The sequence below is a fragment of the Bifidobacterium sp. ESL0704 genome (assembly GCF_029392075.1).
In the GTDB taxonomy this organism is placed as follows: domain Bacteria; phylum Actinomycetota; class Actinomycetes; order Actinomycetales; family Bifidobacteriaceae; genus Bifidobacterium.
In genome coordinates this window covers 1858243-1882992 of sequence record NZ_CP113929.1, presented here as the reverse complement: position 1 = coordinate 1882992, position 24750 = coordinate 1858243, and the positions used below count along the sequence as shown (strand labels likewise).

At 56.9% G+C, this 24750-nt stretch carries 25 protein-coding genes and 1 pseudogene; 15 read left to right on the top strand and 11 right to left on the bottom strand.

The annotated features are described in order from the left end of the window. The first annotated feature begins 1338 nt into the window (after positions 1-1338). From OZX64_RS06875 to OZX64_RS06855, 5 genes are all read left to right on the top strand, one after another. Entirely contained in the window at positions 1339-2625 is a 1287-nt protein-coding gene (locus OZX64_RS06875; protein WP_277172288.1) for a histidine kinase, read from the top strand. A gap of 1 nt (position 2626) precedes the next feature. Then, positions 2627-3319 (top strand): response regulator transcription factor, encoded by a 693-nt coding sequence (locus OZX64_RS06870; protein ID WP_277172285.1) that lies wholly within the window; start codon positions 2627-2629, stop codon positions 3317-3319. Between the two features lie 161 nt (positions 3320-3480). Next, positions 3481-4254: an ATP-binding cassette domain-containing protein gene (locus OZX64_RS06865; RefSeq protein ID WP_277172283.1), complete on the top strand. Its 774-nt coding sequence runs from the start codon at positions 3481-3483 to the stop codon at positions 4252-4254. Further along, positions 4251-5009, top strand: a complete 759-nt coding sequence (locus OZX64_RS06860) for a hypothetical protein (protein WP_277172282.1) — start codon at positions 4251-4253, stop codon at positions 5007-5009. Before OZX64_RS06865 ends, OZX64_RS06860 begins: the two co-directional genes overlap by 4 nt. Continuing rightward, the gene (locus OZX64_RS06855) at positions 5006-5749 is read left to right on the top strand and encodes an ABC transporter permease (protein ID WP_277172280.1); all 744 of its coding nucleotides are present in this window, start codon (positions 5006-5008) and stop codon (positions 5747-5749) included. The genes OZX64_RS06860 and OZX64_RS06855 overlap by 4 nt, the downstream gene beginning before the upstream one ends. Before the next feature lie 132 nt (positions 5750-5881). Here the strand turns inward: OZX64_RS06855 and OZX64_RS06850 are convergent, their stop codons facing one another. Then, the gene (locus OZX64_RS06850; RefSeq protein WP_277172278.1) at positions 5882-6493 is read right to left on the bottom strand and encodes a TetR/AcrR family transcriptional regulator; all 612 of its coding nucleotides are present in this window, start codon (positions 6491-6493) and stop codon (positions 5882-5884) included. Positions 6494-6706: 213 nt separating this feature from the next. Here OZX64_RS06850 and OZX64_RS06845 point away from each other — a divergent pair, with 213 nt between their 5' ends. Then, positions 6707-8137, top strand: coding sequence for an MFS transporter (locus OZX64_RS06845; protein WP_277172276.1), 1431 nt, complete (start codon positions 6707-6709; stop codon positions 8135-8137). A gap of 230 nt (positions 8138-8367) precedes the next feature. On the opposite strand, the gene OZX64_RS06840 is transcribed toward OZX64_RS06845, so the two are convergent. After that, entirely contained in the window at positions 8368-8883 is a 516-nt protein-coding gene (locus OZX64_RS06840; RefSeq protein ID WP_277172274.1) for an HXXEE domain-containing protein, read from the bottom strand. Between the two features lie 129 nt (positions 8884-9012). Here OZX64_RS06840 and OZX64_RS06835 point away from each other — a divergent pair, with 129 nt between their 5' ends. Beyond that, positions 9013-9558 carry a TetR/AcrR family transcriptional regulator gene (locus OZX64_RS06835; RefSeq protein WP_277172272.1) on the top strand — a complete coding sequence of 182 codons (546 nt, stop codon included), beginning with the start codon at positions 9013-9015 and terminating at the stop codon, positions 9556-9558. 146 nt (positions 9559-9704) lie between these two features. Here OZX64_RS06835 and OZX64_RS06830 read toward each other — a convergent pair whose 3' ends face one another. Continuing rightward, positions 9705-10103 (bottom strand): TetR-like C-terminal domain-containing protein, encoded by a 399-nt coding sequence (locus tag OZX64_RS06830; protein ID WP_277172270.1) that lies wholly within the window; start codon positions 10101-10103, stop codon positions 9705-9707. Between the two features lie 48 nt (positions 10104-10151). Between OZX64_RS06830 and OZX64_RS06825 the strand changes: the two genes are divergently transcribed. Beyond that, entirely contained in the window at positions 10152-10628 is a 477-nt protein-coding gene (locus OZX64_RS06825; RefSeq protein ID WP_277172268.1) for a hypothetical protein, read from the top strand. A 123-nt stretch (positions 10629-10751) separates the two neighbouring features. Here the strand turns inward: OZX64_RS06825 and OZX64_RS06820 are convergent, their stop codons facing one another. After that, the gene (locus OZX64_RS06820) at positions 10752-11768 is read right to left on the bottom strand and encodes an aldo/keto reductase (RefSeq protein ID WP_277172266.1); all 1017 of its coding nucleotides are present in this window, start codon (positions 11766-11768) and stop codon (positions 10752-10754) included. Positions 11769-11832: 64 nt separating this feature from the next. Next, positions 11833-12285, bottom strand: coding sequence for a MerR family transcriptional regulator (locus OZX64_RS06815; protein ID WP_277172264.1), 453 nt, complete (start codon positions 12283-12285; stop codon positions 11833-11835). Positions 12286-12401: 116 nt separating this feature from the next. Between OZX64_RS06815 and OZX64_RS06810 the strand changes: the two are divergent. From OZX64_RS06810 to OZX64_RS06790, 5 genes and pseudogenes are all read left to right on the top strand, one after another. Next, a pseudogene (locus tag OZX64_RS06810) lies at positions 12402-13460 on the top strand (zinc-dependent alcohol dehydrogenase family protein). Between the two features lie 18 nt (positions 13461-13478). Beyond that, positions 13479-13889 (top strand): cupin domain-containing protein, encoded by a 411-nt coding sequence (locus OZX64_RS06805; RefSeq protein ID WP_277172262.1) that lies wholly within the window; start codon positions 13479-13481, stop codon positions 13887-13889. 50 nt (positions 13890-13939) lie between these two features. Beyond that, positions 13940-14257 carry a carboxymuconolactone decarboxylase family protein gene (locus tag OZX64_RS06800; protein ID WP_277172259.1) on the top strand — a complete coding sequence of 106 codons (318 nt, stop codon included), beginning with the start codon at positions 13940-13942 and terminating at the stop codon, positions 14255-14257. 270 nt (positions 14258-14527) lie between these two features. Continuing rightward, positions 14528-14713 (top strand): hypothetical protein, encoded by a 186-nt coding sequence (locus OZX64_RS06795; RefSeq protein ID WP_277172257.1) that lies wholly within the window; start codon positions 14528-14530, stop codon positions 14711-14713. Then, positions 14706-15455: a Fic family protein gene (locus tag OZX64_RS06790; protein WP_277172255.1), complete on the top strand. Its 750-nt coding sequence runs from the start codon at positions 14706-14708 to the stop codon at positions 15453-15455. The genes OZX64_RS06795 and OZX64_RS06790 overlap by 8 nt, the downstream gene beginning before the upstream one ends. Before the next feature lie 115 nt (positions 15456-15570). On the opposite strand, the gene OZX64_RS06785 is transcribed toward OZX64_RS06790, so the two are convergent. From OZX64_RS06785 to OZX64_RS06770, 4 genes are all read right to left on the bottom strand, one after another. Continuing rightward, positions 15571-16221: a hypothetical protein gene (locus OZX64_RS06785; RefSeq protein ID WP_277172253.1), complete on the bottom strand. Its 651-nt coding sequence runs from the start codon at positions 16219-16221 to the stop codon at positions 15571-15573. Positions 16222-16260: 39 nt separating this feature from the next. Then, the gene (locus OZX64_RS06780; protein ID WP_277172251.1) at positions 16261-16461 is read right to left on the bottom strand and encodes a hypothetical protein; all 201 of its coding nucleotides are present in this window, start codon (positions 16459-16461) and stop codon (positions 16261-16263) included. 267 nt (positions 16462-16728) lie between these two features. Next, positions 16729-17511, bottom strand: a complete 783-nt coding sequence (locus OZX64_RS06775) for a response regulator transcription factor (protein WP_277172249.1) — start codon at positions 17509-17511, stop codon at positions 16729-16731. A gap of 139 nt (positions 17512-17650) precedes the next feature. Next, positions 17651-19144, bottom strand: coding sequence for an ATP-binding protein (locus OZX64_RS06770; RefSeq protein WP_277172247.1), 1494 nt, complete (start codon positions 19142-19144; stop codon positions 17651-17653). A 112-nt stretch (positions 19145-19256) separates the two neighbouring features. On the opposite strand from OZX64_RS06770, the gene OZX64_RS06765 reads away from it, so the two are divergent. Beyond that, positions 19257-21443, top strand: coding sequence for a PspC domain-containing protein (locus tag OZX64_RS06765; RefSeq protein WP_277172245.1), 2187 nt, complete (start codon positions 19257-19259; stop codon positions 21441-21443). 2 nt (positions 21444-21445) lie between these two features. Beyond that, on the top strand, positions 21446-22075 hold the full coding sequence (locus OZX64_RS06760; RefSeq protein ID WP_277172243.1) for a hypothetical protein: 630 nt from the start codon (positions 21446-21448) through the stop codon (positions 22073-22075). On the opposite strand, the gene OZX64_RS06755 is transcribed toward OZX64_RS06760, so the two are convergent. Then, positions 22072-24039 carry a hypothetical protein gene (locus tag OZX64_RS06755; RefSeq protein ID WP_277172241.1) on the bottom strand — a complete coding sequence of 656 codons (1968 nt, stop codon included), beginning with the start codon at positions 24037-24039 and terminating at the stop codon, positions 22072-22074. The two genes, OZX64_RS06760 and OZX64_RS06755, sit on opposite strands and share 4 nt — an antisense overlap. A gap of 62 nt (positions 24040-24101) precedes the next feature. Then, complete coding sequence (locus OZX64_RS06750; protein ID WP_277157390.1) at positions 24102-24698, bottom strand: DUF4125 family protein; 597 nt, start codon at positions 24696-24698, stop codon at positions 24102-24104. Positions 24699-24750 lie beyond the last annotated feature (52 nt).

Here is a 24750-nt window from a genome sequence, read left to right as displayed (position 1 = left end):
TTAAATCGGCCGTCAGGTAGTCAAAAACGACAAAGATGATAAAACTTTCGATTTTGCACATTTGGCATCGTAAACCACACTTTGCAGAAAGCGGATTGCAGCCTTCAGGTTTTCTTAGAGTTACGGTCCTTTGATGAACGTGTCTCTTTAAAAAGAGCCTTAGCCAGATTGTGCATTGCCAACAGGTAGTATTCGCTTACAATACACAAATCGCAACGTAGTCTTGACGGACAACGTTCCATTCTGCTCAGCCGTCTTTACCCAACATGAAAAGACCTCCTAAAAACAGTTCAAAAGTGTTGGCAATCCAGTTACGGCGGATAGAGAGATATTGGATGGTTGATTGGTGGTTTTGTGTTTTCGGTTTGCGGCATATTTGACGGGAGTTGTCATTGCTTAGCGTGTTATATAGGCCCGTATATAATCAGAACGAAACATTTCTGACGAGGCGAGATGAGGGTCAAGAAGATTGTCTTTGGCCGGTTCGCACCGCTTCTGCATGTGGGATGACAATTTATCATCATTTTAGGGGATGGGCAGAAACATCATTGTCCAGGAAATCCGTTGGGTCGGCACCCAAATCAATCGGATGTCGACCCGCGGCATAAAACGGGACGATTCAAGAACGTTCCTGTCGGTTTCGACGCCATCCGGTAAAAGCTTTTGCCCGCTTTTATGGTCCGGGTGGGTAACGTTGCCGTCCCCGACATTCATAATAAGGGTAGGGTATATGCCCAGTTCAAGGAAAAGGCATAGCATGGACAGCTATCTGAGGGAGTCCATTGTGGCGATCATCGCTGCCTTGATAGCCAAGGCGGACAGCATCGTCGCCATTAGGTAAAAGGTTCGTCCGGTTTGTTCCGGGCGGGCGTCCTTTCCGTTTCGTATTTAAAATAATTTTTGAGAGTGGCAGCAGTGCCTTTATTGGACTTCTCATTAGAATGAGCTGAAATGGCCAGTGTTTTGGCTTCATTGTCGGGGGCGTGGGACGGGCGGAAATTGGTGGGGTTTGCCCTCTTAAGGGGGCAAACACCACCAAAGTTCGGGTAAGTCTAAATAGATTCAGGCAATATGAGGTTGGTTTCGGTTTTGAATTGAGGTTATTCGCAAACGGTAATGCTGTTTGCGGTGTGGATAAAGGATGATGCAAAGAGACAAACTGTGAACGGTAGGTGGCATGTGCCAGCTGATATTGCTGATTGGGAATTGTTTCGGGAATGTGTGCCCCGTTGGAAGATGATACCGTTTTCGATTGGCAATTTCCTCTTTGTCTCAATGCTATAAAATCGAACTGGATTCACTTGAATTGGCAATGATGGTAACGAAGAGGCGGTGATTATGCACAACCTGTACCGCGCCGTCGCTCCGTGTATCGGTGTGTGCATTTTAGTGGCAGTGTTCGTGCGGTTGAAAACCGAAGATGGCGGAAGCGAGACGGGCAATTTCGCAGCTACTGGGTGGGGATTGGCGTTCCTGCTGTTTTCCGTCGTTTTGGGCGTTGTCACGATTCTGTTCAGGCGGACTCGGCCCGACGTGATGATCGTCGTCGAGTTTCTTGAGATACTTTCCGCCTTGTTCGTTGGCTCGGATCCGGAATCGTTTTCTCAACTGCTGGCGTTCTTTGGTGTTTATCTCTGTATCTGGGCGCCGACGGGTCTCCAGATTATCTGCGATGTGCTGTCCATAGTGGTGATAGGTACTCGTTGCGTGTGGCCGTATGCCCCTGCCGGTGTGTACTATTCCGTCGTATTCATAGCAATGGCCGTGCTTGCTATGGGGGTTTCCGTATATCGCATCGTCGACGGGCGCCGCGGAGATGCTTTGGAGGTGAAACGGCTCAAACATGCGTCGCAAGTATTGGGTACACAGAGGGATGAGGCCATAGACCAGTCTCGTATGGCCGCCGAGCTGCACGACAGCGTCGGACATGGTCTGACGGTCATCATCGCCTTTTCGCAAGGACTGGAAGATCTTCTTCGTCGCCGCGGGCAGCTGGATGATGAGGCCGCTCAGGCAATCAACGGCATCGAGCAGATTGCCCGGGAAAGCCTTGGTAATACTCGCAGCATGCTGGAACGGCTTAATGGTTCCAAGGATGTTGGCGACAATGCGTATGTTGAATCTGCCGACGGTCCTGTCGGTTCTGCCATGGACTCGGATTTGCGCGATGGCATTGACGAGTTCGGGGCTGAGGCAGATCCCGATGGCTTGCATCGGTGGGATGATGCGCGCCCGATATTCGATCGTATCCGGGCGCTGGGAATCGTATTGGTGTTCATGGAGACCGGGAAGCGGCCCGAAAGCAGGACGTGTGCCGATCTTGTCTTTCGAGTGACTCGTGAATGCATCACCAATGCGTTGCGCCATGCCGAGCATCTGACGCGTATTTCGGTATCGTGGGACCATGGTCAGGCAAGCACTGTCGTGACTGTTCGCAATGACGGAATTTCTTCCGAAGACGTCGACCGCCTTGACCGGGCCAAGAACGCAGGTCGCAACGATGGTACGGGGCTGCGGATTCTCGAAGGCGCTTTGGCCTCGCATGGCGGGAGTCTGACAGTCCGTGCATCCGACGGGCAATGGGACGTCCGTGCAACGGTGCCAACAGCGGAAGGGAAGGCTTAACATGGACGATACCTCGCGTCCCGTCAGGGTGATGTTGGTGGATGACGACCGTATGGCGCGAACCGCGTTCATGATGATGTTGGCGGGCGATGGATCGATGACGGTGTGTGCACAGTCAGCCAACGGGCGGGAGGCGCTCGCGATGTTGCAAGAGGCCAAAACGCTGCCCGATGTCATTCTTATGGATGTCCGTATGCCGGTAATGGACGGCATTGAGGCCACGGCGCGCATCACGCATCTTTTCCCGGCGGTCAAAGTGCTTATCCTTACGACCTACGATCAGGACGATTATGCGTTCGACGGGCTCGCGCGCGGCGCTTCCGGCTTCCTGCTTAAGGATGTGACCATAGAACAGTTGCGTGCCGCGATACACTCGGTCGTTGAAGGCGATGCCGTGCTCACTCCTCGCGTCACGCGCGCGGTGGTTGAGCGTAGCGTTCGCCGTATCGGCGGCGACGCAGACGTGCCGGAACTTCGTAACCGTCTTGCCCGGCTTTCGCCACGGGAGCATGAGATTGTGTCCCTTATCGCTGAGGGACTGTCCAACAGTGAGATTGCCGGCAGGCTGACGATCGAGACATCGTCGGTCCGGAAAGACGTCAGTCGAATTCTCTCTAAACTTGCGCTGCGCGACCGAACGCAGATCGCGGTGATGTGGTACAAGGCTGGTCTCGATGTGACCACTCCGCGATAGATACCGGTTCTTGCCCTCTGCAGCGGGCAATCCGAGACTTGTGGCTTGATTGCGGTTTCTGCGGTGTGTTAACTGGAATTATTCCCGCGGGAGGCGCATCGTTGCCAGCGTTTGCAGGTTTCCTGTGATAGGTGGATTCATGACCAGTGAAGGAATCGCAGATGAAGCAGACATGTATAGGGCAAGCGGGTGATACGGTATCGTCCGCGATTGAAATCAAGCATCTCACCAAGCGCCATGCGCACAGAGCGGTGGTCAATGACGTGTCTTTCCGCGCTCAGGCGGGACGGGTGACGGCTTTTCTCGGGCCCAATGGCGCCGGCAAAAGCTCGACTTTGCGTATTCTTTTGGGGCTCGACCGTGCGGATGCGGGAACGGCCACGATTTATGGAAAGGCATATAGGGACTTGGAATGTCCGATGCGCGTTGTCGGCTTTACGATGGACGGCCCTGCAGCGAGCAAAGGCCGCAGTGCGAGGAACCACCTCAAATGGGTGGCGATGGCTGCGGGGGTGCCGGCTCGGCGGGTGGATGAGGTGCTGGCCCTCACGGGACTGGAAGCTGTGGCGGGAAAACGGGTCGGTGAGTTTTCGTTGGGTATGGGGCAGAGGCTGGGGTTGGCCACCGCCTTGTTGGGCGATCCCTCGGTGCTGGTCCTTGATGAGCCGATGAACGGGCTTGACCCGGAAGGCATCAGATGGATGCGCGGCTTCCTACGGCAAAGTGCTTCCAGCGGGAAAGCGGTGCTGATGTCCTCCCATTTCATGGACGAAGTGGAGGCTGTGGCCGATGACGTGGTGGTGATCGCCGATGGGCGGGTCATGGCGCAAGGAACTTTGGATGAGGTCCGAGGTTCGCATCATAACCTTGAGGATGCGTTCTTCGCAATCACGGAAAGCGCGGGAACTGACGCCCATGGTGAGGTGGGGGAATGACTCGTCTGTTGCGATCGGAATTCTATAAGCTTTTCACGGCCCGTTCGACGTGGGTCATTGCCGCCGCGATGCTGGTTGGAACATGGGGCATGTCGTATGTTGACGCATACGAGGCTGTGGGAGTGAGTTCGGACGATCCGAGATTGTATTCGGCCGTTCCTGTTCCGGCCGAATACAATGGTTTCGACATGGCCGGGTGGGGATATGTGTTTGTGGTGGCGTTGGGTGCCCTTTGGGCGGCGAGCGAGTATGGGCGTTCCGGGCAGATTCGTACGACATTGGCGGCGTTGCCGAAGAGGCTGGGGCTGTTCGGCATTAAAGCGTTGGTATGTGCGTCGTCCGTCATGCTGTTGTCGTTCGCTTCGATGAGTGGGGGTGTGATGATCACGCACTATCTCGCGCGCGATGGCATCAGCCCGATCGCTCTCAATGCTGCGGTGTGGGCTCATTTGGCGGGGTTGGCCTATGCGTGGGCGATGGTTGCGCTGTTGGCGTTTTCGCTGGGTGTGCTGGCTCGTTCGATGATTGTGCCCCTGGCTGTGCTGCTCCCGTTGGTGGTTGGAATCGGTGATTTTCTCGTCGGTCTCACCCCGTGGGCTAAATATTTGCCGACGGTGGCCGCCGAAAGCCTGTATTCCTATTCCGGGTCGGGAACGTTCCTGTCCCCGTTGGCCGGTGGCATCGTCGTCGGCGTATGGGGATTGCTGCTCTCGGCCATTGCGGGATTCGTTTTCTTTCGAAGGGATGGCGCATGATGTTGTGTCGTACGATTCACTCCGAGTTCTGGAAAATGGTCACGTCCCGTTCGATGATGCTGGTCGTGGCCGCCGCGGTCGTTTGTCCTGTGCTGCTGGCCGGTGCGTCCGGATTCGCCGCCAATAGCCCGGTGAAGGTTGCCGTCAGAAATCAAGGGTTCGAGACGGCTGGGTTCGGACAGCCGTTTATCATCCTGTTGGCTTCGTTGAACGTTTACGCGGAATGGTCAAGCGGCCAGATTCGAACGAGCCTGGCCGCCACTCCCGACAGAAAGCGCTTGCTGGCGGGCAAGACAATAGTCTCCGCTATGACGGCTTCGGCTATCGGGCTCGTTGCGACTCCGATGGCGGTCTGTCTTGAGCAATGGGCACGCGCAAGGTCGGCGGGACAGTGTTTTACGCTGATTTTCACCCCTGAGATGCTGGGCAATGTGCTGAGCGTGGGATTGAACTACCTGCTGATCGCGCTTATAGCCCAGTCGTTGACGGTCATCACACGCAGTATCGTCGCCACCATTGTGGTGTTGGTACCGATGGTATTGGGATTCACCATCGGGCTGGTGCCCGTATTCCCCATCCTCAGATTTCTGCCTGATCTTGCGGGGATTCAATTGCTTACCGGTTATCCCGGGTTGCCGCTGCTCTCTCCCTTGCCGGGTGCGTTGGTCATGGCCGTGTGGGCGATTGGAATGCTGGCGATTTCAGTTGTTCTCTTCAATAAGAGGGACATAGGCGGATAGGAGGGTTGATGTTTTCTTGTTCCGGGAAATGGTTGTTCGTTAAGCTGTGGTTAAGGACGGGTGTTGGCTTTCAGGCTTGCTTAGGCGCTGGTTTGCGTTAAGTACGGTTCGAGGCTTGTCCGGGCAATGGTGCTATTGGTCGATGTTGCGTTCGATGATGAGCGCGAGGGCGTCGATGCCGGTCTGTCGGATCCGGTCGTGCTCCTGGCTGGTGTGGTCGGTGTAGAGCAGTTCGTCGACGAGGGCGGTGGTGAAGTCGAAGATGACGGTCGAAAGCGTCTTGAGGTTTTCGACGTTGCCGCCATTGGTGTAGTAGAGGCAGCATTGGTGGACGAGGTCCTTGATTTTCTCGCTGTGCCGCTTCTGGACCTGCCTGGCGGCGGGAACGGCATGGGCGAGCATTTCGATCTGGATGTGGAACTGTCGGTCCTCGCTGTCGATCAGCTGGTCGATGAGCCGACCGAGCCATTCTTTCTTGTCGCTGCGGAACAGGTCGAATGATTCCTGGGTGTCGATGCGTTCGAACACGTTGTTGAACGACTCGTCATACTCTTCGAGGAGCGTGGCCAGGATGGCCTCCTTGTCGGCGAAATACGTGTAGAGCGTGCCGATGGATACTCCGGCCTCACGGGCTATCTGGTTGGTGGTGATCTCGAAGTAGTTGCCTTCGAGGAACAGTTTCTTGGATGTGTCGAGAATGCGCCTGACCTTCACTCTGGCACGTTGCTGCGTCGGTTGCTTCATCGTCGCCGTTTCCTTCCGTTCCTGACTTGTTGTTCTGAGTATACGCTCGGTTTTCTTACAAGAAGGCCGGCTTTCCTGAATTTATGGCCGATGCGGGCTTCGGTAAGCATAAAATAAAATGAGTATAAACTCGCTTTTGGTTTGACGGGTCGCTTTTCCCGGTGTATTCTCGCTCAAGTAATTGAGCAAATACTCATTTTTTGGAGGTTGATTGTGGAAAACATCGGAATGCAAGCGGCGCCGTCGCGTGGCAGAAGGGTCGCGCTGACGGTGGCCATGTGCCTGGGCATAGCGCTGGTGATGCTGGACACCACCATTATGAACATCGCCCTGCCGGCCATGCAGCACGGGCTGGGCGTGGGCCTCGGCCGGCTCTCGTGGGCGCTGAACGTCTACACCATCATCGTGGCTACCTGCACCATACCGTTGAGCCGACTGGCCGACATCTACGGACGCGGAAGGCTCTTCGTCGTGGGCCTGCTCCTGTTCGGCGCGGGAAGTCTGATCGCCGGGATGGCGCCGGGCTTCGGCGTGCTCATCGCCGGACGCGTTGTCTCCGGGCTGGGTGCGTCGGTGCTGCTGCCCGTCGCCAACGCGCTCGGTATCTCCGCATGGGTCGTCAAGGACCGTGTCAAGGTCGTCGCCGCGCTTGGCCTCACCCAGGGAGGTGCCGCCGCCGTCGGCCCGACCGTGGGTGGAATCGTCACCGATCGGCTCTCGTGGAACTGGATCTTCCTGGTCAACGTCCCCATCGTCGCCGTTGCGCTGATACTTTCGTTCTTCGCCCTCGATCTGAAAGGCGAGAGTCGGATCCAAGCCCGTATCGACTGGCTTGGTAGCATCGTGTCCATGGCCGGCCTGTTCGTCGTCACCTTCGGGCTCATCGAGTCCAAGAACTGGGGGATGGCCGATCCGCGCGTCTGGATGTGTCTTGGTGTAGGTGTTGTGGCTGTGGTCCTGTTCGTGCTCGTCGAACGCCATGTGTCCTCGCCGATGGTCGATCTGCGTCTTTTTCGGTTCCGCCAGTTCACCGCCGCCGCGCTGGTTGCCCTCATCGCCCAGTTCTTCTACATAGGCGTATTGGTCATTCTGCCTACCTTCTTCACCGCTGTGCAAGGCAGAAGCGAGCTGAACGCGGCGATGATCCTGCTGCCTATGTCGCTGACCGTCTTCGCGTTTGGCGGGTTTGGCGGGCTGGCCATCAACAAGCTTGGTCCGCGCCTCCTTGTTCTGGCGGGACTGTTCGCCGTGCTTGCCTCATATGTGCTATTGGCGATTGTGAATCCCGCGAGCGTGACGGCCATGGCCCTCGCGGCTCTCGTTCTAGGTGTTGGCTTCGGCGTCATTGCCGGACCCATCAACGTGCTCGCCGCCTCAAGCTTGCAGGGCGAGCTGTTGACCGCCTCCCAGAGCGTGATCAGCGTCGTCCGCCAGATCGGCTCCGTGCTGGGCGTCTCCGTCTTCGTCTCCATGACCACCCGTAACATCACGGCTCTGCCGACGCACACCCCGCAGGCCATGACCGGCGCCTACATCGGCGTCTACCGGATATGGATACCCGTGCTCGCGCTTTGCCTGCTTCTTGCGCTTCTGTTCCCCAGAAAACGTGACTACCTGCTGGGTCAGGCTGCCGGTAGCCGGTAACGTCTGTGTGCTCATGGGAGCATAGGATTCACGGGTCGCGCGGATCTGGTTCGTGCGACCCGTGAATCGTTGTGTTGTGTGGCGCCTTTGGTGGGGATTTGTGTCAATTGCTGAATGGGTGGAAAGCGTCAAATGGCTGGAGGGGAATGGATGCAAACTTAGGTGGAGTCGTTTGGTGAGGCTCTGCGTGTATGCGGGCGAGCGTGTGAGTTTGTGTGGTCGCCGCATCTTTAATGTCTGGCGTATCCCGACAGCACGGTTTGAATTTTGGGCATGAGCGTATGGATGAGTTTGAGATTCGCGGCGAACACCGCGAGCGATGCGGCTTGCCAGAGCAGGTAGGTCGGCCATCCCGATTGTTCGATGCGCCAGTAGGCGACGATGAGCCAGGCCATGAATGGCATCTGGATCAGGGCGGTGATGACGCCGGGGATATAGCCGTGCGCCAGCGGGCAGGCGAGGACGTGCACGATCAGATGAAAGGTGTAGGCCACGCAGCTTGCCAGATACAAGGTGGTTCCACCGGTGAGCTTACAAACGATAGAAACGACCACGAGCAGTACCATTTCCTCGGCGACACCGGAGCACAGCGCCGGGCCATCGGTGACGGCGCCGAACGCTCGACGTTTGATGGGGTTCGTGCTGCTCGATTCCCGCTGCTTCCACGCGGGTACCATGATCATCTCTTCGAAGTCGTGCAGGACGAAGGCGATGGGTAGGATCCAGAAACTCAAAAAAATCGACATGACATTGCCTTTCCGCTTAGGGTAATATTTGTTACCCTATGAAGGTAGGGCGCTCGCAGGGTAAGCGTCTACTGGATGACACAGATTCATATGAGGTGTCACCCTATTGGGCGGAGTAATCGGGGTTGTATGGTCGATAGTGGAATCAACGTCGAAGACCGTATCGTCGACGCGCTGTTTGCGAAATTGGAAACGAATTCTTTTGCGTCCTTGACCGTCTCCGAACTCGCCGCTGCGGCAGGAATCTCGCGCAAGACGTTCTACCGTCATTTCGCTGATAAAGCGGACGTAGTGCGTCGCTACCTTGAGGGACTGATGTCGGGATTAGTCGATGAGGACGAGCAAATGGGCGATATGGCCTTCGTCCAGGGAATCCGGCATTATTTCGTGTATTTTCAGGCCCGAGCGCCTCGTCTGCGGTTGCTGCGGAGCAATGGGTTGCTGGACCTGGCCCTGCCGATTCAGAACGACGTGTTCACCAGACGCTTTCCTCAGCTGAACCTTCCGTGGCATGGGCCTGAGTTGGGCGATGAGCGGCTGGCTGATCTGTTCGTCGTAGGCGGTCTGTGGAATGTACTCGCCAACAGCCTCGATGCCGATCCTCCGGTTGATCCGAAACGTCTGGCCGCCACGCTTATGTCGCAAGTGGCCAAGCGCACCAGCAAGCTGAGCTGAATAGAGATAATTTGACAACCATGGTTGATGACGGTATGCGGAGATGGCCGGCGCGATGATTCGACCGGTTGGCGGCTGGCTTGCGTTGAACTTGCTTTCTGGATATGTCGGCACGTTCCTGTGTGCACAAAGTATTCTGCGTCGTTTCAAGATTTATTGCGGTATTCGTCCTTGAGGATGCCGAAAAGCCGCTCGGGGCTCAAGTCGCAGCCGTTGTCGAGCCACTTCTTGATGATCGCGGTGATGCCTGCTCTGAAGAAGGTTCTGTGGTAGTCGATGTCGCCGGAAGGGTAATATTTTTTGGCGAGTTTGGTGTCGTATCGGCTGGGCTGGAGTTTTAGGTCGAGTCCCATCTTGAAATAGGCGCGGTAGAAGTCCTGGTGGTCCTTGATGTGCGCGAAAAGCTTGGAAAAATCGTTTGAGTTGTATCCTCGGGTTTCCTCATCGGCGTAAATGCGGTGCAAGGCGCCGAACATCCGTTCGCCAATCGCGTCCATGAGGTCTTTGATGTCCGTATAGTTCGCGTAGAAGGTGCTCCTGTTCACTCCTGCCCTTTTGCAGATTTCGGTGACGGAGATTTCCTCCGTGTCCTTGTGCCGCAACAAGGCGATGAAGGCGTTTTCTATTTTTCGCAGCGATTCCTGTTTTCGCTTATTTCCTTTGGTGTTCAAGCCGTCTTCCCCATTACTCCAACGGTTTGGGCGAAACTGTCGGTTGTCGGCCGCCGTTCCGCCCGTTATGCTGGCTCCATATTAACCCAACAGGTGTCGGGTATTTTGCGCACGGTAGGAAGGACAATGATGGCCAAGTCAAAACTGGTGAAGGCGAACAAGAAGATTGCTCAGGCGGCTCATGCTGGCTTTCACAAAATGAGCGATACGGTGACCGGTGCTCACCAGCGTATCGCGGACGGTTTCGTCGACCAATACCTTACCAAGGATGGGGAGAGCGTCGCTGATGCCCATGTCAGACTACGCCGTGAGCGCGAGGACAGGCGTAAAGAACACGACGAACAAGAAGCTGCGAAACGCAGGGACATTGAGCGGCGGCATCATAATCATCAGCATTAGATCCGCATCAGGCTTGGCTCTGACGTGGCATACGGTTGTTTTCGCGTCAGAGCCAAGCCTTTATAGCTTTGTAGAGGGTTGCCGCCGCTTGGTTTATACGGGAATCCTCTACTTGTTTCTCCACTACTTCAATGGCGGGGTGGTGGTGCCGGCGAGCGGCTTTTCGCCTGGCCTGGCGAGCGGGCCGACCAGCTCGTGGGCGGTGTAGGGTTCTTCGAGATAGGCGATGTCGTCATCGGTAAGCTTGACATCGAGGGCGGCGACGGCTTGGTCGACGCGTTCGGGGGAGTTACAGCCGACAATGGGGGCGGCCGGGCCGTGCGCCCACTGCCAAGCCAGAGCGATCTGGGCCATACTCACGCCATGACGTTCCGCGAGTTCGGCGACACGGTCGACAATCGGCTGGTCAGCCGCGCGGTCGGAATCGTATTTGCTGTGTTCAACCCTGTCGGTCCTACCGCGCAACGAGTCCGAATCCCAGCTCTTGCGCGCGAGATGGCCGGAAGCCAGCGGGCTGTAAGCGGTGGGAATGGCTCCGTACTGCCGGGCGACGGGAATGAGCTCGCGCTCGTCCTCGCGGTAAATGAGATTGTAATGGCACTGCACCGTGGAGAGCTTCGTCCAGTCGTTGCGTTCGGCCACGGCCTCAAGGTTGTGGTACTGGTAGCCGTACATCTCGCTGGCGCCGAGCGCGCGTACCTTGCCTTCGCGTACGAGGCTGTCGAGTGCCTCCATGGTTTCTTCGATGGGTGTGTCGTAATCGAAGCGGTGCAGGATATAAAGGTCGAGATAGTCGGTATCAAGGCGCCTCAGGCTGCCTTCGACCTCGCGTTTGATTGCGGCGGCGGACGAGTGCCCTTCGTTGAAATACACTTTGCTGGCCAGTACCACCTTCTCGCGCGGAACGTTGAGGTTCCGAAGCGCCCGGCCGATGTATTCCTCGCTGGTGCCGCGCGCGTAGCAGTTGGCCGTGTCGATGGCGTTGACGCCGAGTTCGAGGGCGCGGGCGATGACCGCCTGCGTTTTCTCTTGGTCGAGCGTCCAGACGTGTTGGGCCGGGTCGGGTTCACCGAAGGACATGCCTCCGATGAACATCGGGGAGATCTTTATTCCTGAAGTTCCTAGATCGATGTATTCCATAACGTTCTTCTTTCCTATATTGTTGATATTCGATGTTGCTTTGATCAAAGTCGTCGAGCTCGGCCTATTTTGCCGATTTCCAATGGCTGAGCGTCTTGACCTTTTCCTCGGCTATCGCCCCGAGCCTTGAGGATTCAGCCTCGTCACCGGCCGCCACTGCCTGCCAATAGTTGATTTTCAGAGTGACATATTCCTCGCGGGCCTTCAGGAAGTTGCGTTCCTCGGTCAGCCGACGTTTTTGGTCGCGCAGCAGCTCGATTTCGGTCGGCGCACCTTCCTGCCCGCGCTTTCGGTTGGCCATGTACTCCTTCATCTTCGCCAGCGGCATGCCGGTCGCCGACAGGCAGGAGATGATGAGCAGCGCCTGCAGATCGTCGTCGCTGTACGCGCGATGGCCGGTGTCGGGGTCGCGGGCGATGGGGGCGATGATGCCGACGTCCTCGTAGTAGCGCAATGTGCTTTCGGACAGGCCGCAATAGAGCGCCGCTTCGCCGATGGAATGCCAAGTCTGATTCATGACTTTCATCGTATTGACTTCGAGCGCTTGAAGTCAATACAGTAAGTGCCCAACAAGCCGATTGCCCTAATTAATAGCGGTTATGCCGGCGTGAATGGTAACGAAGGAGTGACAATATGAGTGAGCGAAAAACCATGAAAGCGGCCATTTTCGAAGGGACAGGAAACATTGCGGTGAAGGTTTTGCCGCGTCCGCAGCTCAAAGACGACAGCGACATCATCATTCGTGTGGTGTGTGCCTGCGTGTGCGGTTCCGACTTGTGGTTCTACCGGGGCCTGAGCGAGCATGGGCAAGGCGAGCAGGTTGGCCATGAGGCCATCGGCGTTGTAGATGAGGTCGGTTCCGGCGTGCAGAGCGTCAAAACCGGGGATTTCGTCATCGTACCGTTCCCGTACAGCTGTGGTAAGTGCCCGGTGTGCAAAGCCGGCTTCGAATCGGCATGCCCGAATGGTGGGTTCTTCGGTGGCGGCGACTTGGGATGCCAGGCCGAGTTCCTGCGGGTCCCGCAAGCGGATGGCACCGTGGTGAGGGTCGATGAGCCGGATGGTGGTTTTGATGACGCGATGCTGGCGTCTTTGACCACACTATCTGACGTTATGGCCACCGGTTACCATGCCGCGGCCAGCGCGGAAGTCAAACCGGGAGACACGGCGGTTGTCATCGGTGATGGCGCGGTCGGCCTGTGTGGTGTCATCGCGGCGAAGCTGCGCGGCGCGACCCGTGTCATCGCGATGAGCCGCCATGAGGATTGATCCGTGTTGGCCCGTGAATTCGGTGCCACCGATATCGTTCCCGAGCGCGGTCAGGAGGCCATCGACAAGGTCCTTGCCATGACGGGCGGTTACGGCGCCGACGCGGTGTTGGAATGCGTTGGCTCTGGTCAGTCGTTCGCCACCGCGATGGGGGTCGCGAGACCCGGTTGCGTCATCGGACGTGTCGGCGTGCCCCATGACGAGAAGATCGAGGGGGACACCATGTTTTACCGCAATATCGGGCTGCGCGGCGGTTCCGCTCCGGTGAGGACCTACGACAAGGCATTGTTGGTGAGCAAGGTCCTGAACGGGGATATCAATCCTGGCAGAGTCTTCACCGCTGAATTCGACATCGACCATATCGCCGATGCCTATCGGGCGATGGACGAGCGTCGCGCGATCAAGTCACTGATCAGGTTCTAGGAAAGAAGAGAAAATAGCATGACATCTACATTCACCAACCCAAGCCCGTTCCCGTTGGGGCGTCCCAACGATGCGTACGCAAAGTATTTCGAAGGCCAAAGCCATCTCGCCTCACTTGGCGGCGATGGCAACGTGTCTGTAAGCAACGTAACGTTCGAGGCTGGTTGCACCAACCATTGGCACATCCATCACAACGCCACGCAGGTGCTGATTGCCGTAGGAGGCCGCGGCTACTGCCAGTTCGAAGGCGAGCCGGTGCGTCAGCTTCGCCCCGGCGACGTGGTCGTCGTGCCGCCGGAGACCAAACATTGGCACGGCGCGAGTCCCAACGAGCCGTTCGCACATGTCGCGGTCATGGTGCGGCAGGAGGGTGCCAGCAACGAATGGCTCGAACCCGTCGACACGGAGAAGTATCGGCAATTACGCTGAGCGGTGCCATAAACAGTACTCATTTTATTAATCACAGAAAAGAGATAACCATGGCAATCAAACAGACGGCAGGGCACGACCAGTTGGGCGACTTCGCCCCGCAATTCGCGCATTTCAACGACGATGTGCTCTTCGGCGAGGTATGGGCCGACGAGCAGAGCCTGTCGGCGCACGACCGCTCGATGATCACGATAGCGGCGATCATTGCGATGGGTGCGACCGAGCAGCTCGACGCGCATCTGAACATGGGCAAGGCCAACGGCATCACCGCCGACGAGATAGCCGCCGAGATCACGCATCTGGCCTTCTATGTCGGCTGGCCGAAGGCTTGGTCGACCTTCAACCGCGCCAAGCAGGTTTGGAAATAAGACGAGGCAACCCTCAACTCAGACGGTCGTTATGCGGTAGATTAGGGGAGCTGATTTGCCCGCATAGTGTTCCGTCTCGAGGCCGTCGAGAACTACTATGCTCATAGATTTATCGGCTGTTTCTCTTGTAAGGGCAGATGCTTTATGGCGCTATGAACGGCATCGTGTCTTATCTCCGGTCTCGTCAGAGGTGTCAGGCTGAGTTGATGGCGTGAATGCGTTATGCTGGGATGTAATCGGAACATCCATCATCTTTGAGGGAGATTGACTGTGACTGGCATCGAAAAACGTGCACAGGACGTGTATCAGGCCGTCCACTCCACGGAGATGGAAGGGCAGCATGTCGATGAGCAGTTCATGGACGATGCGAAGGAATATATTTTCGGCGATATTGACATCGATGAATGGGAGCAGCGTACCGAGCAGCGCATTCGCAAGGAATTCGCTCATGTCTAAGGATGCGTTTGTCGATCCTTACCTGATTGCCGGCACTGATGTGCTGGTCAATCTGGTCGGGGCGAAGACACAGTCCGAACTGATGAGGGCGGAGCCGTTGCTGGTCACTCTCGCAAGTACCCGTTTGCGTGGCGAGCGGATGGCTGTCGAGGGAACGATCGCTCAACTTCAGGAGATTCACAAGGCCTTATTCAGGAAGGTTTATCCATGGGCGGGCGAGTTTCGTACGGTGGATATATCCAAGGGCGGCTCGACGTTTTTGCCGGTTGCATTCCTTGAGACCGGGGCACAATATGTTGAGTCTGTTCTGCATGAGGATGATATGTTCAGGGGAATGGATCGCAGGACGTTCATCGAACGGCTGAGCGTTAATTACGACAATCTCAACAACCTGCATCCTTTTCGTGAGGGCAACGGCCGTGCACAGCGGTTCTTTTGGGAACTGGTCGCCCGGGACGCCGGCTGGTATTTCGACTGGGGACTGGTGACCAAGGAATTCAATGACCAAGCGTCTATTGCGGCCATGCGCAACGACGATCTGTCACTGCTCGAGCGGATGTTCGACACCATCGTCAAACCGTTGAGTGAGCCGCTTGTCGCCGGCCCTGACCCTAAGGCGCTGGGCAGAGGCAAGTATGTTCCTTCGAAGATTAGCAGCATCAAGCTTGATTCTTCCCAATATTCGATATTGTATGAACGATATATTGGCTCGCGAAGGAAAAAGGCAGATGAACCGTACTAATCCGATGTATTGTCTGAAGATTCCTTGTGGTGATGTTTCCAGGCTATTGTCGGTTTCCTGATGGATGGATTGGCATACATTATCGCTGAAAAGAATATTTCTTGATGAGTCTCCTTTAGCGTGTTCCCAGTTTTTGAGCTATGCCTCCATGGTGGGAGCACATTCCTTGATAGTTGGGTGCTCCGGGGCGTGATACCGATTGTGAGCCATCGCGGCAGGTCGCGTAAAGCGAGCCCGTGCCTCCTTGGTTTTGAGTCTGTTGCGGAATTGCCGATCTGGCCTGTGCCTGTGCCTGTTGAGCAGCTTGAGCTTGCTGAGCTGCCTGCGCGGCGGCTGCAGCATCGTTTTGGCTCTTTTGATTTACGCTGGCCGTCACATTATCCATGGCTTTTTGCAGTGGGTCGATTGCCTGGTAATATTCGGCGGAATCTGTTCCGGTAAATGCAGCAGCAGTGTTGATGGCGTTGGTGAGATCAACGCGTGTTTGAGGGTCGGCGACGTTATTGTTCGAAGAGTCAAGCAGAGAATGGGCCTCTGCGACTTTACTGTTCAGCGCAGTTTTTGCACTGTCGAGTTCCTTTTCTTCTTTGGCTTGTTGCTCTTGTTCCTCTTTTTCTCTGGCCTTCTTTTTTGCCTCAGCTTCCTTCTTGGCAGAGGTTGACGTGGAGGTCGAGGCATTTTCGTTTGTTGTTGACGATCCGGAACAGGCCGATACGCCAAAAATCAGAAGCGCTGAAGTGATGGCCGCGATTATTTTTCTATTCATTGTTTACTCTTGTTCTTCGTTGAAAACAGATATGTATGATTACTTGAACAAATCCTGCCAGCCAAAAGTAGTTTTGCGATATACCTTGTTGTAAAGAGCTTTGCGCGGATTCTTGATCCAGCCCATTCCTTTTCTGCCGTAGCCGGGAATGAGGGCTTTTTTAATTTGCCTTTTTGCCTTACCTGTGGTTCGTGCACGGAATGATTTCTTCAAGCTTGGTGTACGCATGCCGAATTTCATGTCGACGCCTTCTTCGACGGGGGTGATTGCTTGCTTGCTGTTCGCTTTATCGCAACAGGTACATGATTATCATACTGTATAAAGTATATAGTATTTTTGGTTAAACGTAACGTTTGACTTCAAGCTGTAAACAACTTCGTTTATCTATGATATTGCGTGAATGGTCGATAAGTTGAATGGTATGGGTTTATATGTGATTTGACCCAACGATACAGGTGTTTTGCGAGCTGCTTTGTGCTTGAGGTGCATGCTTATGGCGATGCGTCCTCACACGATCCGGCGATCGGCGGCCCAGCGGGTGAGCTCAGTGCGGTTGGAGAGCTGGAGCTTTTTCAGCACCGCGCTGACGTGGGTCTCCACCGTCTTGATGGAGATGAACAGTTCCGCGGCGATCTCCTTGTAGGTGTAGCCGCGGGCGATGAGGCGCATGACCTCCTGCTCGCGCTGCGTGAGCTTGTCGAGTTCGTCGTCGTGCTTGGCGGCCCCCGCACCTTGGAAGGTCGAGAGCACGAATCCGGCCAGTTTCGGCGAGAAGACGGCATATCCTTCGTTCACTTGGATGATCGAGGAAATCAGGTCGTCGCCGCTGATGGTTTTGGTGACATAGCCGCGTGCGCCCGCGCGGATGACCGCGCCGACGTCCTTCGGCGAATCGGAGACGGAAAGGGCCAGGAACGCGGAATCGGGGGAGAGCGGGTGTGATTTGAGCAGTATTTCCGCGCCGCCGCCGCCTTCGCCGCCTGGCACGTGGACGTCGAGCAGCACCACGTCTGGCAACGTGGCCGCAATCATCGCCACCGAGCCTTCCACATCGGGTGCCTGACCGACGATGGTGAAATGCGGGCTCAACGTCGCAATCACCCCTGCGCGGAACATCTCATGATCGTCGACCACGGCCACGCGGATGTCGTGGTGATCGTTGAATGGTTGTTGATTGGTGCGTTGCGGGCGTTCGACATTCACTTGGGCGGCTTCCGCTGCTCTGGTGGTAGATGTGTTGCTGTTCATGCTGTTGCCGTTACCTGTCTGTCTCATCCTGTCGTCAATCATATCCGCTTCGTTCTATTGGCATTGCCCGGCGTTTGGAACTTTTTGTTCCATCCGCAATCGTTGTGTATCGTCAATGCTGATATTGCGCCGGTGAAGATTCTCGCCAGAGTGTCGGTTGCGTTCTCTACAAGCGGGTTGCTCATCGTGTGTCCGTCTCTTCATTCGTTTCTTTCGTCGTTGTGCCATCAGCGCTGCCGTTTTCCTTCGGTATCGGCATGGTCATATGCACTTCTGTGCCCCAGCTCGGACGTGAGACGATTTTGACGTTGCCTCCGCGACGCTCGATGCGGCCGATGATGGATTGGCGGATGCCGAGCCGGTCCGGCGGAATGGCGTTCTGATCGAACCCGTCGCCGTGATCGCGCACGAAGACCTCGGCCTGTGCCGCTCCGACCTCGCAATAGACCGAGATCGGTTCCGCTCCATGCTGCACGGCGTTGAGCATCGCCTGCTCGCTGGCGTTCAAAAGCGCATCGGTCTGGGCGCTGGGTCGGGTGTCGCCCACACTCACCACGTCAATCGGCTCGCCGAATTCATCCTCGATATGCGCGGCTATCTCCTTCAGCCCCGAGCTCACCGATCGGTCGGAGGGGATGCGTTCCTGATACAGCCATCGGCGCAGCTCGCGTTCCTGCTTGCGGGCTAGCGTGAACACGGTTTTGGGCTCATCGCTGTGCAGCTGGATAAGCGCGAGGGTCTGCAGCACGCCGTCGTGCAGGTGGGCCGTCATGTCGGCGCGTTCCTCCTCGCGTTCCTTCAGTGCGTGCTCGTGGCTCAGTTCGTGGATGAACCGGTTGGCAAGTGGGATGATGGCCAGCGCCACCCCTGCCAGTAGCGCCACCCCGGCGATTGCGGCGGAAAACGGAAGGTGGTGGCTGAATGTCTCGGAATCGGCGCAAATGAAGTAGCCCAGAGCCATCAGCGCCACGCCGATTAGCAGGTACCGTATCTGTCCGTCCTCGGCGTTGAAACGGATCCAGGCCACACCGATGCCGCAAAGGGCCATGAAAATGCCGAATGTGAGGTCGCTGGGCAGCGGACTGTTTTCAAGAATTACGGCCAGTGCAATCAGTGCGATGCCGGTAAGCGCGATGATCGAGGGTTTTGAAGCGTTCTTGAATGCCTGGGCAAGGTTTTCCGGGCCGTTGCCTGCCTCGTCGCCTTCGGATGTATCGACGTTGGCCGCGTTCGACGGGGAGGAGAAACGTTGTGCTGTTCGTTGCCCGTCGGCATTGGCGGTTTCTGAATCGCCGGCTTGACCTGGTGCCATATTGTTGGCATTGCCATATGACAATGGTGCATGCGCGGCTTGCCAATCGTTCTCGCGCTGTTGCTGCACGGCGGTAAGCGGATCTCCTGCGGGAACGAATGCCCACAAGAAGATATAGGCCGCGATACCGGCGCCGAACAGGAACGTCATTGCTACGAAAGCCAGACGGATCCAAACCACCGGCATGCCCAGATGCAGGCTCAGCCCCCGGCATACCCCGCAGAAGACGCGTTTCTTTTTCGGGCGTAGCAGCGGCAGACGAAGCCTGGGAGTCACCGGGAAGCCACTGGCCGGTGCATACTGATTCCACGTGTAGGCTGGCTGATGCGGTCGGTCGTCTGGCCGGTGATTCGATGACTTCATACCTCCATTGTGCATGATTTTGCAAGGTTCAGGGTGCGTTCGGATAAAAATCAGGGTTAAATCAGGGTGTTCCCTGACCCTTTTGAGCGTTTCGGAATGCTGTAATGGAACCATGAGCAACAACACATACGGCAGCGGCCGCCAACAGCCGACCAACATGAACAATCCCGTGCCTCCCAGTCACGACAAGATCGACCGTTTCTTCGCATGGATTCGCGGCAGTGGCCTGATGCGAGGCAACAACCGCTGGATTGCTGGGGTCTGCGATGGTATTGCGGTGCGTTACGGGCTGAGTCCCGTTTTCGTCCGTGCAGTGGTTGCCGCCTCTACGTTGGCCTTCGGCTTTGGTGCGGCCTTCTACGCGGCGGCGTGGGTGTTGCTTCCCGATTGCCGAGACGGCAGGATTTCCGGCGAGGAGCTGGTGTACGGGCATTGGCAATGGTCATTGCTCGGCCCGATTGTTTTTATGGTCATTGCGTTCTGCTTCCCGGGCATCGGCGTTCTGCTGGCCATCGTCGCGGTGGCGGTGTTGCTGATTATGATCAACAGCCTCGCCAACAAGGCGCAGGAACGACGCGGATTCCCTTTTGCCGATAATGGACAGCAGGGCCGGTATCAAGGTCGGTATCAACAAGGCCAGTATCAAGGTCAATGGCAGCAGCCATCGCAGAGTCAATATCGTCAGTCCGGCCCCATGCCCTATAGCCCGTCCGGCAATACGAACCCGAATTTCTATGCGAATGCGAACCCTGTCCCATATGCTCCGCAATCTTTTGGCCAAAGCCGGAACAACGAGCAAACCCAATCCCAAGGAACCGATGAGGCGACGTTTCGTGAATCGGAAAATATGAAGTCGGATAGCGGCTTTGGCGACTCTCAACAGGGTGATGCCGGCGATGCAGGCAAGGCTTATATGCAAAGCGCGCAGCATCAGCAGTCGAATCAACATGCTGATGGTTCCGACGGCCAGGTTTCCGGACGGTCATGGGCTTCGCCGTTCGTCGCTGGCCCATCGCAGGCTAATGCGGCTCCTCCTACCTATATGGCCGAACCGGCGCAATCTTATCGGGAAAGCATCGTCCAGAACACCGCGAAAACATGGGGGGCGAGACGCGCACGGCGCAAGCCGGCCGGATTCGTGGTTGTCCTGCTTGCGCTTGGCTTCATCCTCCTCTCGGGAGCGTTGGTTGCCATACAGTGCTTCAGCAACGGCGGATACATGGGCACGGTTCTGCAATACGGGACATACTGGATCGGCGGGGTGCTGATAGCGCTCGGCGTGCTCATCGCCGTGCTCGGCCTGACCGGGCATCGTGCCGGAGGCCTGCATCCTCTGGTCTGGATTGCGGCGTTCGTGGCGGTTGTTTTCCTTATTGGCAATATCGGCTATTCCGTAGTACTGACCGAATCGGAACAGCAAAGCCAAGGCTATCATCAAGTTGATGTCAGCGGTTTCAAAGCCATCGATGCCGGTAACGACCAGCAGCTTAAAAAACTGACGCACGGGACCGCGATTAAAGGCCACAGGCTCGATGACGACGCGGTCAACATCGACTTCAGCGATTACGCCAAGACACACAGTACCCACGATGTCACGTTGAAGGACGGCAGCACCGTCAAGTCCGGTTGTCCGACCGGAACGATCCATTTGACAGACAGGAAGACGACGGTGTTCGTCACTTTGCCCGCAGGCTGCTCGTACCGGCTCAGCCACGGCACCAATGTGGATTTGCATGCCCAGAACCAGAAGCGTCGTGAAGACTCGAAAACCTCGAAGCCGGACATTTCCGCAAAGCACAGCAGGTCTGATGACGATGAATCCGACGATGAGGATGAATGCGATGAAGCTGACGGTTGTGAAACAGATGACGATGACGATGATTACATCGGCGACGACGACAGCGACTATTATGACGGGACCGCTGACGGAAGTTGGGATTACCGATTCTGCTATGGCTTCTGCGATGGCAATCTTGTCATGGGTTCATGGGTTGGCGATGACCTGGCGACCGGCACGAAATCATTGGGCAGCGGATATGTTGCCATCAGTCGTGCCATGCAAGTCGGTTTTGGCGGGATGAGTTATCAGCGCATCGGCTACGGCAGCGGTTATGGCAACGATCAAGACTACCAATGGTATACGGAGACGAAGAAGATGCCGAAGAACGGGCCGGAGCTTACCGTTGACGCCCCCTATATCGTCGAAGGACGCGTGACGGTGCAGTATCCTGCCGAAAGCACGGTGCCGAGTTATGCGCAATTCGTCAAAGGCAAGACAACGGGAGCATGGAGGCGATGACGATGAGTGACGAATCGAATGAGGAGAACGAAATGACGAACCCTGCAACCGACAATGACATGATTGATACCGTCGCTATGCCGGCTTCGATTGATGGTTCCGATACGGTTGAAACCAAACATGGCGATTGCTTAAACGATGATAATGCCGCGAATGATGCGTCGATGGCGTCGGAAACCGAAGGCGAAGGTGGAACTGGTAACGCAGCTGAGACGGAAGTCGGAACGAAAACCTGGACGCAGTCGGGCGACGCTACCTCGCAGATGCCGCCACAGAACGGGTATGTGCCGTCTTCGGACTTTGATGCCGATGGCGCCGCCTCCTCTGGCACCTACGTGCGTGTGCCGCGTGACGTGCCGCCGCGGATGCCGAAACCGCAACCGCCGGCCGGTCCCAGCAAAGCGACCATCGTGCTGAGCCTGCTGCCGCTGTTTCTGGGAGCATTGATGCTGTTCATCGGTTCGGCGTCCCCGATGGTCTTCGCGTCGATACCCGGTGGTGTCGATGTGCGCTCGCTGATTGCCATGGCCATCGTCATGCTGGGCGCGTTACTGATTGTGCTGGCGGCGTTGCTCGGTTTGGCGTCGCTGATTCATCGGTTCGCGGCCAAGCGAAGGGCAAAGGCGCGTTAAAGGGTGTAGAGCCCGAAAAATGCCAGCATCGTCAGCGAGAGCACTGCGGCGGCAGTGCAGAATACGGCAACGGCGACATGTGAGGGGCTCCAGAAGCCTTGCACATGGTCGCTTTGCCGGTGACTGTTGCCACGCGAACCCCAAAGCTCCATGAAAAGCCACGTCAACAGTGCGGCATTGACCAGCGCGATGACATGCAGCACCGCCCAGCCCCGGCCGAGCAGTGTGCCGCTTATGGTGAGGGTCAGCGCGGATTTCGCGGCGATGGCGACGTAGGCGAAGAACGCCACGAGGCCTAAGATCGCACAGCAGCTGTTCAAGGCCAGGGCCGCTGTGAGACGGTGCGGGAATCGGCCGTATAGGTTGCCGTGCTCGCTTGTTCCGGCTCCGGCGCTTTGCTTCGTTGGCGACGATAGCTTCGTTGGCGACGATAGCTTCGTTGGCGACGATAGCTTCGAGGTGCCTCTATCGGAAGCGGTTTTCCCGTATTTCGGTTTTGATGCCGACCCGATGACCGGGTTCCCTTGTTTCCTGCTCGTGCCAAGCAAAAACGCGGAACCTTGTTCGTCTCGTCGGCTATGTTTCGTCGAGCGCCTGACGGAAAGGAACAGCCCGACAGCTCCCGCGATTACGGCACAAGCCACAATCGAGACCAGCAGCGTCAATATTGTGCTCAGCGATCGAACCAGTCCGGGCCTGACGGCTGTGGGAACGCCGAATCGTTGATGTGGCTGGCTCCCGGCGATTTGCGGCGTAACCCAATCGTCGGCTTTCGTGCCGTCGGCGATGGCGTTGGTCCAATTCTCGAGATTGTGGGTATAGTGCGAGTCGAGCGGCAGGCCAGGCGCGGAGGTGTGTGCGCCGACGCGCATCTGGTGGTTGGCACGGTAATAACGCACGAGCACGTTGTCGTTGCCGGACGAGCCGGCGCCATCGATGATATCGGTCGCGCCCTGCTCGATAGGCATGGAAAGGTCATCGGTGCCGAAGCTGACCAACAGCGGCATCGTGAGGTCTTTCAGGTAGCGTTGGCCCGGAAAATCCGCATATTGCAGCCCGAGCGGGGAGAAATCGAGTCCGACGAACTTGTCGATATCACGGTTGAGTCCTTTGGGTGCTCCGATGTAATCGACGTAGGTGTTGGCGGCCATGGTCATCTGCCGGCGCCCGGAAACCACCGGCGGCGAGGTCAGCATCATGAAGGGAATCACCCCGGGGTGGCGGTACGCCATCGCCTCGGCGATCCATGTGCCCTCGGATTCCGCGTAGATGCCGGTATGCGCCGGATCGACGTCGGGTTGCGTTCGCAGGGTGTGCAGCGAGGTCATGTAGTCTTCGGCCATCGCGTAATAGTCGCGGTGGAACGTGGTGTAGGTATCGAGCCGTTTGTCGGGCACAAGCGTGACGATGCCCGCCGAACTCAGGGCTGAGGCTATGTCGCCGTAGACCTCGCTGGCTTTGCCGGTGCCTGCCCCGTGGATGAATAATGTCGCAGGCCTTTTACCGGGCGCGCCGAGCGGAGATCGCAGGATGGCGTTGATGGTGACGTTCGCAGTGAGCCTGATCCGCAGGTTTTCCGCTTTCACCTGATAGGTGCCTTCCTGAGCGGTTTTCAGCACGCCTTTGGCGTTAGGATCGGTGCCGATACCGGTTTTGCGGTGGCTCTGTTGCGTGCCGGAGTCCGATGGCTTGTCGGCGCTGTTGCTGTTCGTCGGGGTTCCGGTGATTTTCCCTGCTTGAATAGCTGTGTGATGAGGATGGGTGTTGCTGATATCTCCTGCCGGTGCGCTCATGCCTGCTGTGTTGCGGGCCTGTATGGCGGGATCGGCTGAGGCCACGCTGATATGCCGCGTCAACGGCTTTACGTCCCATTGCGGCATCATCGCTATTCCCAGCCCTGCCAGAACCGTGACAAGCACGACAAAGACGGCCAAAGAGGGGAGAAATCGTTTCAGCAATCGCATGCGTGCCACTCTAACGCACCGCTCATATCTTTATGTCTACTGCCGCAATTCCCATGCAATTCCTACTGTTGCAACGCCTCGGCGTCATCGAGCGACTTGAATCCGCCGAGCAGCACGGTGTTGCGGATGGTCTCTTCGGTGAGGTTGCGATCGGCGTCGGCGAGCTGCGCGATGAAGTCCTGATACAGGCTAAACGTCTTATCGGAATACGTGCCGAGTTCGCCGCGCAGGTAGGTTTCGAACGACGTGTTTTCGTGGGTGTCCTCGCTGGTGTGCAGCACGCGCATCTCACGGCCGAGTTTGGGGTAGCGACCGCGAAAATCGTCGGCCCAAGCCACTTGCTGCGTAATCACCTTTTCCTGCGCCGCCACGCGTTCTGCGGAACGCGCCGGGACGTACGGCTCGATGTTGGCGTGGTATTCCTCCGGCCAGGTCGAGATCATCATGCGCCCGTATTTTTCGGTGATGAGGTTGCGGCCGATCCTGTCCGCCTCGTCGAGGTCGTCGGCATAGCTTTCCAGCAGCGGCACGGGCCAGGTGGCGAACTGGCTGAAGCGCATCTGGTGGAAGGTAGGCCAGTTGCCTTGGCAGGCCGCGCGTCCGCCCTCGTTGTCCGTCTTCTGGAACTGGTCCCATTCGTGCCTGACCACCCGTTCCATCAGGTCGATTCTCGCCTGATCTTCCGCCGAAACGTTTTCCGGTGTCTCTTGA